Origin of the sequence: Kitasatospora kazusensis (genome assembly GCF_039529945.1) — a bacterium.
In the GTDB taxonomy this organism is placed as follows: domain Bacteria; phylum Actinomycetota; class Actinomycetes; order Streptomycetales; family Streptomycetaceae; genus Kitasatospora; species Kitasatospora kazusensis.
Window position 1 is genome coordinate 1 of record NZ_BAAANT010000062.1, and the last position, 16946, is coordinate 16946.

Here is a 16946-nt window from a genome sequence, read left to right on the forward strand (position 1 = left end):
TGGCGCCGCCGTCACCAAGCCCGCGCCCAGGCCAGTCATTACAGCCGACAAGCCGCGAATCAGGCATGAAGATCACGATCTACGGCTGGAGTATTAGGAACGGACGTCATCTTCTGCTCCCTCAACATGATGGAAGGCCATCGCGATTGCACATCGACGCTTGTCGGAACGCGGGGAATGGGGAAGAACGATCCTGTCCAGCGGCACCGGCCGCTGTGTCAGCCGGGCGGTGCGCAACGAGAACAATGTGAGTCTAAGGAGCTCACCGGATCTTCCGGTACCCCAACTGCGCCCCTAGCCGCGCTTGAGGAAAACCTGAGGTTCTCCCCGTAGGGGGGCCTACCGGCAGCCGGCCCGGCCGTGCGGGTCGGGGTACGAGTAGGGGCCCCGCGGCGCGTCGCCGCCGGTAGCCTCCCGACGAGTCGGGATCACGCAGGGCGATTAGGGGTGCTCGGATCAGCGAGGTCGGAGGCCGCCCCGGCCGAACGACGTCGGCCTGGACAACCCCTCGGGTCGTCCAGGCCGACGTGCTGTCGAGCGCCGTGGTGCTCAGCCGGTGCGGATGTGCGCGGCCAGCGCCGCCGGGGTCGGGGCGGAGAACAGGTCGGCCAGCTTCACCGTGACCTTGGTGATCTCTTCGAGCTTCTGCAGCAGTTGGGCGCCGAGCAGCGAATGGCCGCCGTGCGTGAAGAAGTTGCTCTGGGCCGACACGTCGTCGCGGCCCAACAGTTCGCGGTACAGCTCGATGACCGTCCGCACCAGTTCGTCGGCCGGCTCCTGTTCCTCGGCGGCCGCGCTCTCGGAGCCCTTGCCGGAGGCGGCGACGGCCTCCAGGGCGAGGTAGTCGACCTTCTCGTTGGCGTTGGTCGGCAGTGCGTCGACCACGATGAAGTCCTGTGGGATGGCGGAGTTGGGCAGTTCGGTGCGGGCGTGCTGCCAGAGCCCGTCCACGATGTCGGGGCCGGCGGCGGACTCGACGAAGACGACCAGCCGGCCATCGGCGCTGCGGTCTCCGACCACGATCGCCGCGGCGGCCCGCACCTGCGGGTGGCCGAGCACGGCGGCCTCGACCTCACCCAGCTCGATCCGGTTGCCGCGCAGCTTGACCTGGCGGTCAGAGCGGCCGGACACCTCCAGATTGCCGTCCGCACGCCACCGGCCCACGTCACCGCTGCGGTAGTAGCGCCCGTACCTGGGGTGTTCGCCGAACCGGGACGCGTTCAGCTCGGGACGCTTGTGGTAGCCGAGTGCGACACCGTCCCCGGCGATCCACAGTTCGCCGCGCACGCCCACCGGCAGCTCGCGGCCGTCCGGGGCGACCACCATGACCTGGACGTTCCAGATCGGCTTGCCGATGTGCGGCCGGTCGCCCAGTTCGCGGTCCAGGATGCCCCAGGTGCACCAGGTGGTGGTCTCGGTGGGTCCGTAGGCGTGGTGCAGCTCGCACCCGGTCGCCAGCAGCCGCTCGGCCAGCGGCACCGGCAGTGGTTCGGCCCCGATCACCACTCGCCGGCCGTCCAGCTGATCGGCCACGTGGTCCAGGACCAGCCGCCAGGTGGTCGGTGTGGCCTGGATGATCCCCGGCTGGTGGCGCTTGAGCAGGTCGAGCAGGACCCGGCCGTCCACCCGGGCCTCGTCCGGTGCGATCACGATGCGCCCGCCCGAGTAGAGCGGGACGTAGTGCTCCAGGTTGGCCATGTCGAAGGCGAAGGTGGTCATCCACAGCGTTGCGTCGTCCGCGGTGGCCCGCATCCGCACGGTGTAGTCGGCTGCGACGTTGGCGACCGCGCGGTGCGGGAGCAGCGCTCCCTTGGGGCGGCCACTGGACCCCGAGGTGTAGATCAGGTAGGCGGCCGAGGCCGGGTCGATCACCGGTGGGAGGTCCTCCCGGGTCCGCCCGGCGGAGGCCGCGCCGACCCGGGCCGGCTCCAGGCGCGCCATCACGCGGTCTGCGGGCAGAGGCAGTTCGCGGTCGGTGAAGATCACCTTTGCGTCGGAGTCCGTCAGCAGGTAGGCCACTCGCTGGGCCGGGTGCTCCGGGTCGACCGGCAGGTAGGCGGCCCTGGCCAGCCAGACGCCGAGCACGGCGGCGGTGAGCTCGGGGGACCTGGCCGCCGCGATGGCGACGATGTCGCCCGCCACGACGCCCGCCTCGGCCAGGGCGTCGCGGTTGTCGAGCGCGGCGTCCCACAGCTCGCGGTAGCTGACCGTGCGATCGCCGTGCTCCATCGCGACCGCGTCCGGTGTGGCGAGGACGTGGGCATGGACGGCTGCGGGGACGTCGGCCGGCTCGAACCGCATCGCGGTGTCGTTCGCCGCCTCGATCACGGCCCGGTCCTGCTCGCTCCAGACGGCGATCCGGCCGATGGGCAGGTTCGAGTCGGCGCCGCAGGACACCAGCAGGGCGTCGTACCGGAGCAGCAGTGCCTCGACGTCGGCCTCCTCCAGCTTGTCCGTCCCGTACCGGGCGATGATCTGGATGCCCGTGTCGGAGGAGGCGAGGAAGAACTCCAGGTCGAACTTGCTGTAGCCGTTCTCCACCACGAGCGGGCTGGCCCGCAGTCCGTTCACCTCGAGGCCGGTGGTCAGCCCCAGTTGCGGGAAGTAGTTGAACAGGTGCCGGCAGAGCCGGTTGCGCCAGGAGGAACCGGCCCGGGGGACCAGGTCGGAGATGCTGTCCACGGGGACGTCCGCGTGGGTCAGGGCGTCGAAGTAGGTGTCGCGGGCCCGCCGTACCAGGCCACGGAAACCCTCCGCCGGGTCGACCGCGACCCGCAGCGGGAGCACGTTGGTGTGGTGCCCGACCGTCCCCGGGGCCTCCTTCGGGCGTACGCTCACCGGCGATCCCACGGTGATGTCGGGGCCCGCGCCGTGCGCGGCGAGCAACACGTAGTAGGCGGCGAGCAGGATCACGGCCTCCGGCGCGCGCGCTTCACGCTGCAGGCGGGCGACCGCTGCCCGGGCCTCGGCGGAGAGCTGGTAGCTGACCTGATCGCCCTTCAGGGTCGGGTCGGCGCCGTCCGGGGCACCACAGGCGAGGTCGAGCGTCTCCGGGTCGAAGTCCCCCAGCCGATCCCGCCAGAAGGCGAGGCTCTCGGCTGTCGGCTCGGGCTCGTGGAAGGTCGGGACCGGGGTGAGCAGCTCGGCGGGCACGTCCTGGCCGTTGACGATCCGTTCGTAGGCCGCCATCAGCTCCTGGAACAGCGTGGTCCCCGAGATGATGTCGTAGACCAGGTGGTGGAAGGCCAGGCAGACCACCTGCCCGTCGGGGTGGTGGAAGAGCCCGGCGCGGACGAGCGATCGGCCGTCGAAGGCGAACCGCCGGGTGACGAACGGGCGCAGCGCCCGCTCGATGTCCTCGGCGGCCGGCGTGAACTCGTCGAATTCCTCGATCCGGACCGCGAAATCGGCCTCCGGGACCACCGCCTTCATCAGCTCGGCACCGGAGCTGAAATAGACCGTCCGGAGCACCTCGTGGCGGCGGAACAGGACGTCCAGACTCGACTGCAGGGCGGCGGCGTCGAGCTTGCCGTCGACCTGGAACGCCAACGACAGGTTGTTGGCGGCGGCGTCCGGGACCAGCCGCTCCAGAAGCCACATGGCTTCCTCTTTGCGTGTCGCCGCGGAAAGATCACGCGTGGATCGGCCGGCGGTGCCGGATTTCGCTGCGGGTCCCATGGGGTCCTCCCTTGAAGGACGGGCGTGAGCGTAATTCCAGGATCTGACGTATTTCAGGCCGACCCTACAAGGAGGTCGTTCCAGGCCGGTACCCCTAGTCGGCAAACGGTCGACATTCTTCGGCTGCCGGGCGTGATAAGGGGTTCATTAGGGGTGCTAGGGGGATGAGCGGTGGATTTCCTGGACTTTATGATTCCGACAGGATAATTGGCTCACGAGCAAGGAGTGGTGATGGCGGAGTCCGGTTCGTGGAAGACTCTGGTGGAAGGCGGTGGGTCCGGCGGGATTGTCCTCGCGGTGGATTTCGACACCACTGGCCGCCCGGAGGCGCGCTTTTCCGATCTGGTGGCCAATCTGCGGACGGACCTCGCCGTCTGGGAGACCGTACCGCCGGCCGCCGGGAGCGAGTACGCGCGGAGTGGGGCCGGCTACGTCGACTGCTGGGCGCAGCGGCTGGAGGCGGAGCGCCCGCAGATCAAGGCGCTGCTGGGCTTCTGCGCCGGCTCGGTCTACGCGGCCGCGCTGGCCGAGCGGATCGCGAGCTGGCAGCAGGCCGAGCCGCTGCTGGTGATCTTCGACCCTGAGGTCTCGGTCTCGCAGACGCTGATGTGGCAGTACCACAAGGTGGTCGGATTCATGTCCTCGGTGATTTCCGACGAGGATGTCGCCACGGCCCGGGAGGCCGGGCTGCAGCTGCACAACCGGACCCCGGAGATCGGTCCGCTGAAGGACGGGCTGATCCGGCTGATCCGGGAGATCGGCGAGCCGGCATTCACCCGGGTCGGGCTGGACGAGGCGCGGCGCGAGGAACTGTTCTCCGTTTTCGAGTCCTTCCTGTGCTATCTCGCCGCGGCCAGCGATATCGACCCGCTCGACCGTTGGCGCAGTGCGGTGGCGTTCAGTTCGGCCAGCCCGTTGAGCGGATTGCGGGCCATGCGGGCCTCCGGTGTCGGGGGCGATCGGCTCGCGGTCGCGCGGGAGATCGAGATCGACGTCGAGCACGGTTCCATGCTGGCCGACAAGGGGCTGGCCGAGGCGGTATCCGAATTGCTGAACGGGTAGTCAGGAATGCCGTGGCCGGGCCCTGGTCGAGAAATCGACCGGGGCCCGATTGCTTGTCCTGAATCCGATTGCCCGTCTTGAAAAAGGTGCGCCGTCAACAGTGTGGCCCGGCCGATTGCGTCGGCCGGGCCACACTGTTGACGGTTGTTCACGCGAGCCGGATCATTCCGCGACGGCGGTCCGGGCCGTCCACGCGAAGACCGCGGCCGGCTCGCCGTTGACGGAGACGAAAGCGCCGGTGTGGCGGAAGTGCTCGTAGCCGCCGTAACGGTGGTACTTGATGGCTTCGCTGAGCGAGTTGGTGTGCCGTACCCGGTCCTCGTCGCTGATGGCGACGGGGCCGCCGACCAAAACAGCCTTGAACATGGCCACGGGGAACCTCCAGTCTGGTGAACTGCACGGATGGACGACCGGCCGTCGCGGGCCGGCCCTACTGGGCGGCGTACTCGGTCAGCAGGGCGGCCACGAGGCTCTCCTCGACGTTGCCGCCGGAGAGCAGTACCCCGATGTTGCGTCCCTGCCAGCGGGGAGCGACCGCGAGCCGCAGTGCCGCCGCCAGCGCGGTCGCGGCGGCCGGCTCGATGAGCAGACGGGCGTGCGTCAGCGCCACGCACATCGACTCGGCGATCTCCGCCTCGTCGACCGTCAGCACCTCGGCCAGTGCCTCACGGCAGGTGTCGAAGGGGAGCCGGCCGATCCGGTCCGGGCGCAGCCCGTCGGCGATGGTCGGTCTTACGGGGACGTTGACCGGCTGACCGCTGCGCAGTGCCTCGGTGAGCGCGGGCACGGCCGACGGCTCGGCCGCGACCACGGCCACATGCTCCCCGGCGGCCGCCAGGCAGGCCCCGGCCACCGCGCTGCCACCGCCGACCGGAACCACCACCGCGTCCAGCCGGCGGCCCTCGGCTCGTACCTGATCGAGCAGTTCCGCGGTGGCCGTGCCCTGGCCCGCGACGACGTCGGGGTTCTGGTACGGGTCCACCACGTCGTAGCCGCGGATGACCCGGAGGTCCTCGACGACCGCGATGCGCTCGGCCAGCACGGTGCCGGCCAGCACCACCTCCGCGCCGGCCTCGCGGATCCGGCGGATCTTGGTCGGCGCGGCGTCCTCGGGCAGCACCAGGGCGGCGGGGATGCCCAGTTCGCGGGCAGCCAGGGCAACCGCGATGGCGTGGTTCCCGGTACTCTGCGCCACCACGCCCACGCTGCCGGCGGCGGCCAGCCGCTCGACCGCGAGCAGCGCGCCGCGCAGCTTGAACGACCCGCCGCGCTGCAGGTTCTCGGCCTTCAGCCACAGCTGGGCCCCGGCCCGGCGGTCCAGATCCTCGCTGCGCACCACCGGCGTCCGCCGCACGCGTCCGGCCAGCCGCTCCTTGGCATCGAGCACATCGCTGCGGGTCAGCAGCAGATCGGCAACGGCGACGCTCGCGTTGATCTCAGGCATGGGACCTCAATTCGCTCGCACAGGCTGGGCCGGGTTGTGACCACGTGGTGAGCCCTGGGTGTCCGGGCGCGGCCGGCCTGGACGTAGCACGGAGCCCTGTGGCACGGATTGAGGATGGGCAGCCGGTCTAAAGCCCGTCCAAGCCCGGGCTTCGTCCTGAATCTCGGGTGAGTGCGCCGGTCCGGGGCGGCCGGCCGGTGTCCGGTCCGATCCGTCCCGCCGGTCGGTACGCTCCCGTACGGAAGGGGCGCACCCGCCGTACGTGATCATCCCGCTCGGACAAAACGGTGGTCATCCCAGTTGGAGGCGGATCTTCTGTCCTGCCGTCGGAACCCCGGCGCACCCGGACCCGACGTCCGGAACCACTCGGGCCGCTTCCGGGCCTCGATACGTGGTTGACTATTTTTCACGACCAGTCATACATTCGTATTGATACTGACCGTGAAGTGCCGGACCTGGTTGCCTTGAGGAGGCACGATGCCCAGCGTGTCGACGGGCCCGGAACCGGTGTCCCTCGGCCGCGGTGGATCAAGAGGAACAGCTCTCGCGCCGGTCGGCGGCGTGGGTGCCCACCGGGGCCGGTCGGCGGCCTCGCAGCTCATCACACCAACCAACCGCCCGGGCCGTGTCGTTCGGCGGGGCGCCCGAGTCCGGACAGGGAGAACCCGGGACGCTGAGTGGCAGATCCTCAGTGAGCGTTCGGGGTCCATTCGGTATGCGGACGATGGTCCGCCGCATTGGGGAGAGATTCGGCCGAGAACCGGACGGTACCGCCACGGGGAGCCATAGCGGCCGCTGGTGAGGGCGGGATTTTCGTACAGCACGGGGACCGGCGCGGCGGGCTGGTTCCAGTTGATCGGTGACTTAGGGGGAACAGTGACGATCACGCTTGTCGAGCGCGGAAACGAGCTCGCTTCGTTAGACGGCTTACTTCGGGCCGGCATGCTGGGCAGGTGCCAGGTCGCTCTGGTCAGCGGAGCCGTCGGAAGTGGTAAGACCGAGCTACTGCACGCATTTGTCGAGAGCGCCACGGACCAGGGCGCGGTGGTGCTGACGGCCATGGCCTCGGACAGTGCACGTGCGGTGCCGATGGGTGTGTTCAACCAATTGGTCCGCTCGGCGCAGACCTCTCCGCCGGGCGTCGGATCAGGCTCCTCCCTGCTGGGGACCGTGCTGGCCGATGCTGCTTCCGACACCCTGACGCCACCGGCGGAGGCTCGGACGACGGGCGACGGCCTGGCCGAGGTCCCGGACCTGGACAGCCTCTGCGCGGGGCTCGTGCGAGTGGCGGCCGCCCACCCCGTGGTGATCGCGGTCGATGACATGCCGGACGCGGACGCGGCCTCGCTGGACTGCCTGCTGTACCTGATGCAGCGACTGCGGTACGCCAGGGTGGTCTTCGTGCTCAACGAGTCCGAGCACAAGCAGTGCCGCAACCCGCTCTTCCGGGTCGAGCTGCTGCGCCAGCCGGGCTTCCGCCGGATCAGGCTCGGCCCGCTCTCGGTCGGCGGTGTGGAGCGCATGCTCGCTCCGGAGCTGGGCCAGGACCGCTCTCGCGTCTGGGCCGCCCGGTACCACGCCGTGAGCGGCGGGAATCCGCTGCTGGTCCGGGCGCTGCTGGACGACGGCCAGATGGCCGGGAAGGTCACCGGCGCCGAGAGCCCGGACGGTGCGCTCGAGGTGGGCGCCGCCTTCGGCCAGGCCGTGCTGGCCTGCCTGCACCGCAGCAGTCCGACCATGGTGGAGGTCGCCCGCGCGCTGGCGGTGCTGGACACGCTCGGCTCACCGGAGATGGTGGAGCGGCTGCTCGACCTCGACGCCCGCCGCACCGCCCAGGTCATCGAGGCCCTGACGACCGCCGGCTTTGTCACCTTCGGCGGCTTCCGCCACCCGGGGGCGCGGGCTGCCGTGCTGAGCGACCTGCCCGTCGAACGCCGCGCCGAGCTGCACCGGTCCGCGGCCCGCCTGCTGCACACCACGGGCGCCTCGGCGACCGGCATCGCCCACCACCTGCTCGCGGCGGGCCCCCTCGACGATCCGTGGGTGCCGGAGATCCTGCGGGCGGCGGCCGGACAGGCGCTCCGCGACGACCGGGCCGAGCTCGCCATCGGCTTCCTGGAGCTGGCCGGCCGCGTGGCCGGGAGCGAGGAGGAGCGCCTCGCGACGGTGATGCTCCTGGTCCAGGCCGAGTGGCGGGTCAACCCGGCGCTGTCGGCCCGGCATCTGGGGACGCTCGCCGCGGCTCTGCGCGACGGCCGGCTGTCGGACCGGCAGACGATCGTGGTGGTGAAGTCCATGCTGTGGCACGGGCGGCTCGACGAGGCGGCGGAAGCCCTGCGGCACCTCGGCCGGGGCGGTGAGCACAGGTTGGAGATCGCCGCCGAGCTGAGCGCCCTGGCCCACTGGCTGCGGACCTCGTACCCGGAACTGCTGGACCGTCTCGGTCCCTTACCGACAGCGGGGAAGGCCCGCGCGCGCCTGTCGAGCCTGGAGTCGCGCGCGGCGAGCCTGCTGGACGCCGTGCTCACCGATGGCGGGGACAAGATGGCGGTCGGCCGGGCCGAGCAGATCCTGCAGGCCACCGTCCTCGACGACAGCAGCCTGGAGCCGATCGAAGCGGCGCTGCTCGCGCTGGTCTACGCGGACCGGCCGGGCCGGGCGGCCGCCTGGTGCGATCCGCTGCTCGAGGAGGCGTCGGCCCGGCGGATACCCACCTGGGTCGCGACGCTGTCCGCGGTCCGGGCCGAGATCGCGATCAGGCAAGGCGACGCGGCGGCGGCCGAACACCACGGCCAGATCGCGTTGCACCGGCTCACGCCGCGCAGCTGGGGAACGGCGGTCGGCGCCCCGCTGGCGAGTCTGGTGCTCGCCAAGACCGCGCTGGACAAACACGACGAGGCCGCGGAACTGCTGAGCCATCCGATCCCGGCCGGCATGCTCGAGACCCGGTACGGCCTGCACTACCGGTATGCGCGCGGGCAGCACTACCTCGCCGTCGAGTGCTTGGACTCGGCCGTCGCCGACTTCCTCACCTGCGGCGATCTGGTGGGCCGGTGGGGCGTCGACCAGCCCGCCCTGGTCCCTTGGCGCTCGGCGGCGGCAACGGCCCTGCTGCGCCTGGGCGAGCGCGAACAGGCCGAGCGGCTGGCCGAGGAGCAGCTGCGGAAGGTGGGCGACGAGTACTCCCGCAGCCGCGGCATCACGCTGCGCACGCTCGCCCAGGCCGGCGGGCCGCACCGGCGCCCCGCGCTGCTCAGGGAGGCTGTCGCCAACCTCCAGGCCGCCGGAGACCAACTGGAACTCGCCTATGCAGTAGCCGAGTTGGGCTTGGCTTACCGCTCGCTCGGGGGGTCGGACCGGTCCCGGACCCCGGCGAACCAGGCACTGCGGCTGGCCGGGGAGTGCGAGGCCGAGACCTTGCGCGAGACACTGCGCCCGCTGGCGGGCGCGGCGGGCGGCAGCGCGCAGGGGCGAGCGACCGAACGCACCGGCTCCGCCGCGCTCAGCGACGCCGAGTTGCGGGTCGCGGCGTTGGCCTCGCTCGGCTTCACCAACCGGGAGATCGCCAACAAGCTCTACATCACCGTCAGCACGGTGGAGCAGCACCTGACCAGGGTGTACCGCAAGCTGAAGGTCGGTCGGCGGTCCGACCTGCCCGCCGATCTGCAGGTTTCGCTGCTCGAGGCGCTCCCCGCCGAGCCTGTGGGGAAGCTCGTGGTCGCCTGCGGGGGCAAGGCCGAGCCGAATCGCCGCCGCGAGGTCGGGTAGCGCGGACATCGTCCGGGCCGACTCGCCAACAATATATGACCAGATTTCAAAAATAGTCAACAGTGCGGATGTTGGCGCTCTGTGATTGACTAGACTTCAATTCTGGTCATCTGAATGGCGAATCCAACGGAGGTCCGATGATCGAGGTTCGTGGGCTCAGCAAGCGCTTCGGCGAGATGACCGCCGTCGACGACTTGACGTTCACGGTCCGCCCCGGGGAGGTCACCGGCTTCCTCGGCTCCAACGGGGCGGGGAAGACGACGACCCTGCGGATGGTCCTGGGCCTCGACGCCCCCACCGCCGGGACCGTCACCTTCGACGGGCGGCCCTTCACCGACCTGCCGGCGCCGCTGCGCCAGGTCGGCGCACTGCTGGACGCCCGCGCGGTGCACCCGAGCCGCACAGCGGCCCAGCACCTGTCGGTGCTGGGCCGCAGCAACGGCATCGACCCCGCGCGGGTGCCCCAGGTCCTGGAGCTGGTGGGCCTGCGGCACGCGGGTCACCGGCGCGCCGCAGACTTCTCGCTGGGCATGCTGCAGCGCCTGGGCCTGGCCGCCGCGCTGCTCGGTGACCCGCCGGTGCTGGTGCTGGACGAGCCGCTCAACGGTCTCGACCCCGAAGGGATCGTCTGGTTCCGCGGCCTGATGCGGCAGTTGGCCGCCGAGGGCCGCACGGTCCTGGTGTCCAGTCATCTGATGGCGGAGATGGCCCTGACGGCCGATCACCTGCTGGTCATCGGCGGGGGACGACTGCTGGCCGACACCAGCGTGGAGGCCTTCGTCGACGCCACCGCGCACCACGGCACGGTGGTGGTCCGTACCCCTCATGCGGAGACCTTCGACAGTGAGCTGACCGACGCCGGGGCGACGGTCAGCCGCCTTGCGGACGGAGCTCTCGACGTGACCGGGCTGGACAGCGCCAGGATCGGCGGACTGGCCGCCGCCTCCGGCGTGGAACTCCATGAACTTGCCACCAGGCGACGTTCGTTGGAGGAGGCGTTCATGGAGCTGACGGCCGGCTCCGACCGGCGGCCGGCGGCCGGCCCGGCCCCCGTCGAGGCGCCGCGAGCCGATCCCGCCCCGACGCGCCGCCCCGGGCTCGTCGCCCGGTGGCGCGGACGGCGGCCTTTCGTCGAGGGGCCCCCCACCTTCCGCGACCTGGTCCACTCGGAGTGGGTGAAGCTGCGCACCACCCGGTCCAGCCGCTACCTCGCCCTCGGCACGGTGGTCGCCGGGGCCGGGCTGGCCGTGCTCACCAGCAACTCGGTCGGTGAGCAGTACGGCGGGCTGTCCGCCGCCGACCGGCTGGCCTTCGACCCCACAGAGGTGAGTCTGCGCGGTCACCTGGTCGCGCAGGTCACCGTCGGCCTGCTGGGCGCGCTGGCCATCACCTCGGAGTACAGCACCGGCACCCTGACGAGCACCCTCACCGCCGTCCCCGACCGCGGTCGGCTGCTGGCGGCCAAGGCGGCGGTGCTCGGCGGGGCGGCCCTCCCGGTGGGCCTGGCGGCCACCGCGGGCGGCTTCCTCGGCGGCCAGGCCATGCTCGCCCGCCACGGTGCACCGCACACCGGTCTGCGCGATCCGGCGGCGTTGCGCGCCGTGCTCGGCGGTGGGGCGTATCTGGCCAGCACGGGACTGCTCGGGCTGGGCCTGGGCAGCCTGCTGCGCAACACCTCGGGCGCCGCGAGCACCCTGTTCGGCGGAATGCTGATCGTGCCGGCCTTGTCACCGGCGCTGCCGGGCCCGCTGCCGCGCTGGATGGCGACGTACTGGCCGACGCGGGCCGGCGCCCAGGTGATGACCGTCCACCGCGATCCCGCCCTGCTCGGCCCGGCGGCCGGGCTCGGTCTGATGGGCGCCGCCACCGGTGCGACGCTGGCCGCCGCGTATGCCGCGTTCCGGACCCGGGACGCCTGAGAGAGCGGATGCGAGACGTCCGGCCCGGAGCCAGGAGCCGGGCCGGACCGGCGAGTCGGTCCGGGCCGCGCCGGACGTCGGACAGCAGGACGGCCCGACCGGCTGAGGGGGTATCAGCTGGTCGGGCCGCTGCCTTTCAGCCGGTCGGCGGCTGAAAGGGACGCGGTGCCCGGCGCGTTGGCGGGCCGGGCACCGCGTCCGATTCGGAGCGGCGAGCCCGCTATGCGGGTCCGCCGCTGGTGATGACCCCGGCGGGGCAGAGCACGGCCGCGACGTGCGCGGCCGCCCGCTCCGCCGGGGAACCGGGTTGCCGGAGCAGGACGACCAGTCCGTCGTCGTCCTGATCGAAGATCTGCGGAGCGGACCTGACACACTGGGCCGCTCCCTGGCACAGGCTCTGGTCCACGCTGACGTCCATGACGTCGCCGCTCCCGGTCACCAGGCGACCGGAAGCGCGGTCAGGGTCTGCACACCGCCGGCCGGGGACATCTCCAGCTCCTCGGCCGCGACGGCCAGGCGCAGGCCGGGCAGCCGGGTGAAGAGGCTCTGGAAGCCGACCTCCAGCACCAGGCGCGACATGTTCTGCCCGATGCAGTTGTGGACGCCGTGGCCGAAGGCCAGGTGAGTGCGGGCCGAGCGTCCCACGTCGAAGGTGTCGGGGTCCGCGAAGACCTTCGGGTCGCGGTTGACCAGCAGGTTGGGGATGATGACGCCCTCGCCCGCGCGGATCACCACGCCGCCGATCTCGATGTCCTCCTTGGCGGCCCGGCGGGTGCCCATGTCGGCGACCGAGGTGAAGCGGAGCAGCTCCTCCACGGCGTTCGGCCACAGTGCGGGGTCCGCCTGCAGACGGGCCAGCTGCCCGGGGTGCTCCAGCAGGGTGACGATCCCGCTGCCGAGGGTCGAGGAGGTGGTCTCCTGCGCCGCGACCAGCAGGACCAGGGCCATGGCCACCAGGTCGTGGTGCTCCAGCGTGCCGGAGGCGACCCGTTCGGTCGCCAGCAGCGAGAGCAGGCCCTGCTCCGGCTCGTTCTCCAGTTCGGTGACCCGGCGGTCCAGGTAGCCCCAGGTCTCCCCGAGCACCTGCTTGATCCCGGCCTCGTCCAGGGTGCCGCGCTCCTGAGTGATCTTCCGGGTCATGGCCTGGAAGAACTCGTGGTCCTCGTACGGGATGTCGAGCAGGTGGCAGATCACCATCGAGGGGACGTGCACGGCGAACTCGGCGACCAGATCGACGCTCGGGCCCTTCTCGATGATCGCGTCCAGGCAGTCGTCCACGATCTTCTGGACCAGCGGGCGCATCTCCTGGATCCGCCGGGCGGTGAAGGCCGGGATCAGCATCCGTCGGTGCGTGTCGTGCTCCGGCGGGTCCAGCTCGGTGATGGTGCGGAACGGCCGGTGGGCCTTCTCCGCGACGCTGATGGCCGGAAAGCCGGGGTTGAGCTTGTCCGAGGAGAGCCGGCTGTCCGCCAGCAGCTTGCGTGCCTCGGCGTGGCCGGAGACCACCCAGGCCCCGGTGCCGTCGAACAGGGTCACCCGCTGCAGCGGGGCCTCCTTCCCGCGCAGGTCGGTGTAGCCCTCGGGGAGGGCGTACGGACAGGTACGGGCCATGGGGAATGCGGGGGTTGCGGACGTGCTCTCCGAGACAGTCGTGGTGTCCGGCATCTGTCACGTTCTCCCTTGGTCGTGGCGTTCCCCTGCGAGCGGCGCGGTCCGGCCGTGCCTGGCGAGGTGGGCGCCGAGTAGTGGTGTGGGATACCTGGACGGCACGGTGGGGCATCGACGCCGACGTGGGCGTGGGCCGGTCCGTGCCCGCGAGGCGGTTGCGCACTCGCGAGTGGTCCCGCGACGAGCTTGGTCCGTGCGGTCAAGCGGGACAACCCCAGGGCACCCCAGAAGCACCCCTATTCCGAACTCCTCGGCGCGGTCCGGTCAGTAGGAGCGCTGCAACTGCTCGCGGTGGCTGTCGGCCATCTCGGCGAACATCGCGATCACCTGGGTGTTCAGCGCGGCCAGCGCCTTGCCGGACAACGGGGTGTCGGCCTCCAACGACCGCCGCAGCACGTCCGACAGCAGGTCCGCCCGCTGCTCCAGCGACAGGCCTTCGTCCTGGCCGAGTTCGCCGGCCGTCAGGAAGCCTCGGATGACGTTGACCAGGATGTAGCCGGCCGCCTCCGGGGTCAGGTCCGGCCGCAGCGCGCCCTGCTCGCTCAGCAGCAGCATGTAGTCGGCGTTCTCCGCCAACTCCTGCTGGGCCGAGCGGACCGTCTCGTCGCCGGCCAGGTTGCCGAGAACCAGCGGATCGGAGAGCAGCAACGCCTTCACCAGCGGACGGTGGGTGATCTCCACGAAGATCGTCCGCATCAGCCGGTGCGGCAGCGCCGTCTGCGACTCCTTGGCCAGGCTGTCCAGCAGGTGGTCGAAGAGCCGTAGCGCCTCCCGTTGGAGGACCGCCCAGAACAGGGCCTCACGGGTTTTCCAGTGCAGGTACACCGTGCCCTTGCCGACGCCGGCCCGGCCGGCGACGTCATCGATGGTCACCCTCCGGTACCCGTGCGCCATCAGGAGGTCGGTGGTGATGTCGAGGATTCGCTCCGCGCGCACCTGGCGCGCGCCGGAGCCAGCCGGGAGACGGCTCGGATTGGTCATATTTCCCACTGTAGAACCAACTTTCAAATTTGGTCAACATCTTAGCAGGGGTCGTGATGTCACATGCCTTCGCTCCGTGAATGCGGTTGACTAACTTTGAAAATGAGTCATAACCTGGCTCCAGTGAGACCAGCCGCCGTCCGCTCCCTGAATCGGAGTCAGCAGATGCCCAAGACGAAGCCCGTGCCGCGGGCCAGTGCAGCCGACGAACCGCGATCCGCCGGGCGGTGGTGGGCGCTGGCCGCCCTCACCCTCGCCGTCCTGGCGGTCGCCCTGGACAGCTTCATCCTCTACACCGCACTGCCCACCCTCTCCGCCTCGTTGCACGCCTCCACCACCCAACTCCAGTGGATTCAGGCCGCCTACACCCTCGCCTGGGCCGGACTGCTGCTGCCCATCGGGAAGTTGGGCGACAAGATCGGGCGCCGCAAGATGGTGCTGGGCGGTCTGGTGGTGTTCGGGATCTCCTCGGTCGTGGCCAGCCAGGTGACCACGGCCGACTCGCTGATCGTCATGCGCGCCGTGATGGGCGCGGGCGCCGCGGTCATCATGCCGATGGTGATGGCGATCCTGCCCTCGCTCTTCCCCGACTCGGCCACCCGGCGCAAGGCGGTCTCCGCAGTCACCATCGGCGCCGTCCTCGGGCTGCCGCTCGGGCCGCTGGTGGCCGGCTGGCTGCTGACCAACTTCAGCTGGGGAGCGATCTTCCTGATCAACGCCCCGGTGGTGCTGGTGAGCCTGATCGCCGTCGCACTCCTGGTGCCGGAGAGCAAGGACCCGGACGCCACCCGGCTGGACTGGCCGGGCGCCCTGCTCCAGGCGATCGGCGTGATGGGTGTCGTCTACGGCATCATCGAGCAGCCGACCTACGGCTGGGACGGCCGGACCCTCGTGCCGTTGATCGGTGGCCTGGTCTTCGTCGCCGCCTTCCTCCTGTGGCAGCGGCGGGCCGCCGTGCCGCTGATGGACCTGCGGATCTTCGCCAACCGCACCTTCACCTGGGGCACCATCGCCTTCGCGGTGATCAGCTTCGCCCAGGCCGGCATCCTCTTCGTGGTCAGCCCCTTCCTGCAGGTGATCCAGGGCAACGACGCGCAGGGGACGGGTCTGCGACTGCTCCCGATGATCGTCGCGCTGCTGGTCGCCGCCGGGATCAGCGAGGCGGCACTGTCCAAGCTGCTCGGCGCGAAGATCCTCATCCCGGTGGGCATGGTGGTGAGCGCCGCCGGCCTGGCGATGTTCACGATGATCCACTCCGACAGCGGGTACGGCATCGTCGCGCTCGCCCTGGTGGTCTTCGGGTTCGGTCTCGGGCTCGGCCTGCCGCTCGCGGCGGACACCGTCCTCGAAGCCCTGGCACCCAGTCAGGCCGGCGTGGGCAACGCCCTGTCCAGGACCATGCAGAGCATGGGGATCTCGCTCGGCTCGGCGATCCTGGGCAGCGTGCTCAACAGCGCCTACCGCGGCAAGGTCGGCGCGGCCCTGGCCGGCCTGCCCGGCGATGCCCGGAGCGTGGCCAAGTCCAGCGTCGAGGCCGCCCACGTGGTCGCGGCCGGGCTGCCCGGCGCGGCGGGGCGCGCGCTGAGCCAGGCGGCCGACCATGCCTACATCCACGGCATGGGCCAGGCGGCGGTCACCACGGCCGTCCTGATGGTGGTGGGTGCCTTCTTCGTCCTCCTGCTCCTGCCCAAGGCCCACGGGGAGCGGGGGGTCGAGCGGGAGGAGCTGCCCCTGGTCGACGTCCGGGCCGAGGACGAGGCACTGAGCCGGTCGGTCTGAGCCCTGCCCGGATCCGGTCGAGGTGGTCGGCGCCAAGGGCGCCCACCACCTTCTCCGTGTCCGGCGCACGGCATCTCCGCACATACCGTGTCCGCACACCGCGTGTCTGCACCCGGCGTGTCTGCACCCGGCGTATCGGCACACGACAGAGGGCCGGTCGCGGAGCCTTCACAGGCCACCGCGCCGGCCCTCGACCCCGGGCGCGTCAGGTTGTCAGTCGGTCAGCGAGATCTCGGTGGTGAAGACCGTGGTGGTGGCGTCCTCGCGGCCCACGATGGTGAGCGAGCGGGTGCCGACCTTGCCCCGGTAGCGGCCGCTGGTGCCGAAGGCCCGGGCGATCTGCGGCTCACCCTTGATGATCGACTCGATGTCGATCACGCCCGTCCAGAAGATGGAGCCGTCGGCGAGCTCGTCGGTCGCGGTGACCAACTCCTTCACGCGCTTGTCGGCCGGGTCCAGGTAGACCTGGCCGAAGCCCTCGACGGTCTTGCCGATCTGCCGGCCGTCGGCGTCGAGCAGCTCGCAGTAGAAGGTCACCGTCGTCCCCGGGCCCTCCTTCCCGCTCTCGGGGAGGTGCATCTCGATGTGGGATATCTCCTTGAGGCCGTTGAAGCTGATTTCGGTGTTCGCATCGCCGGACATGGCGT

The 16946-nt window shown here is 70.8% G+C and carries 10 protein-coding genes and 1 pseudogene; 4 read left to right on the top strand and 7 right to left on the bottom strand.

Annotation, left to right across the window (positions count from 1 at the left end):
* Positions 1-549: 549 nt before the first annotated feature.
* Positions 550-3600: a non-ribosomal peptide synthetase gene (locus ABD330_RS29835; protein ID WP_344469380.1), complete on the bottom strand. Its 3051-nt coding sequence runs from the start codon at positions 3598-3600 to the stop codon at positions 550-552.
* A 309-nt stretch (positions 3601-3909) separates the two neighbouring features.
* On the opposite strand from ABD330_RS29835, the gene ABD330_RS29840 reads away from it, so the two are divergent.
* Entirely contained in the window at positions 3910-4740 is an 831-nt protein-coding gene (locus ABD330_RS29840; RefSeq protein ID WP_344469382.1) for a hypothetical protein, read from the top strand.
* Positions 4741-4902: 162 nt separating this feature from the next.
* On the opposite strand, the gene ABD330_RS29845 is transcribed toward ABD330_RS29840, so the two are convergent.
* Both ABD330_RS29845 and ABD330_RS29850 read right to left on the bottom strand, forming a co-directional pair.
* Positions 4903-5106, bottom strand: a complete 204-nt coding sequence (locus tag ABD330_RS29845; protein WP_344469384.1) for a DUF5988 family protein — start codon at positions 5104-5106, stop codon at positions 4903-4905.
* Positions 5107-5170: 64 nt separating this feature from the next.
* A complete protein-coding gene (locus ABD330_RS29850) occupies positions 5171-6184 on the bottom strand; it encodes a threonine ammonia-lyase (protein ID WP_344469386.1) in 1014 nt (337 codons plus the stop codon).
* Positions 6185-7060: 876 nt separating this feature from the next.
* On the opposite strand from ABD330_RS29850, the gene ABD330_RS29855 reads away from it, so the two are divergent.
* Both ABD330_RS29855 and ABD330_RS29860 read left to right on the top strand, forming a co-directional pair.
* Complete coding sequence (locus ABD330_RS29855; protein ID WP_344469388.1) at positions 7061-9952, top strand: helix-turn-helix transcriptional regulator; 2892 nt, start codon at positions 7061-7063, stop codon at positions 9950-9952.
* A 137-nt stretch (positions 9953-10089) separates the two neighbouring features.
* A pseudogene (locus ABD330_RS29860) lies at positions 10090-10998 on the top strand (ABC transporter ATP-binding protein); the annotation flags it as partial.
* A gap of 1093 nt (positions 10999-12091) precedes the next feature.
* Here ABD330_RS29860 and ABD330_RS29865 read toward each other — a convergent pair.
* From ABD330_RS29865 to ABD330_RS29875, 3 genes are all read right to left on the bottom strand, one after another.
* Complete coding sequence (locus ABD330_RS29865; RefSeq protein WP_344469390.1) at positions 12092-12310, bottom strand: ferredoxin; 219 nt, start codon at positions 12308-12310, stop codon at positions 12092-12094.
* Complete coding sequence (locus ABD330_RS29870) at positions 12307-13482, bottom strand: cytochrome P450 (RefSeq protein ID WP_344469392.1); 1176 nt, start codon at positions 13480-13482, stop codon at positions 12307-12309. The genes ABD330_RS29865 and ABD330_RS29870 overlap by 4 nt, the downstream gene beginning before the upstream one ends.
* A 321-nt stretch (positions 13483-13803) precedes the next feature.
* Complete coding sequence (locus ABD330_RS29875; protein ID WP_344469394.1) at positions 13804-14520, bottom strand: TetR/AcrR family transcriptional regulator; 717 nt, start codon at positions 14518-14520, stop codon at positions 13804-13806.
* A gap of 165 nt (positions 14521-14685) precedes the next feature.
* Between ABD330_RS29875 and ABD330_RS29880 the strand changes: the two genes are divergently transcribed.
* A complete protein-coding gene (locus tag ABD330_RS29880; RefSeq protein WP_344469396.1) occupies positions 14686-16299 on the top strand; it encodes an MFS transporter in 1614 nt (537 codons plus the stop codon).
* Between the two features lie 213 nt (positions 16300-16512).
* Here the strand turns inward: ABD330_RS29880 and ABD330_RS29885 are convergent, their stop codons facing one another.
* Positions 16513-16941 carry an allene oxide cyclase barrel-like domain-containing protein gene (locus ABD330_RS29885; protein WP_344469398.1) on the bottom strand — a complete coding sequence of 143 codons (429 nt, stop codon included), beginning with the start codon at positions 16939-16941 and terminating at the stop codon, positions 16513-16515.
* Positions 16942-16946 lie beyond the last annotated feature (5 nt).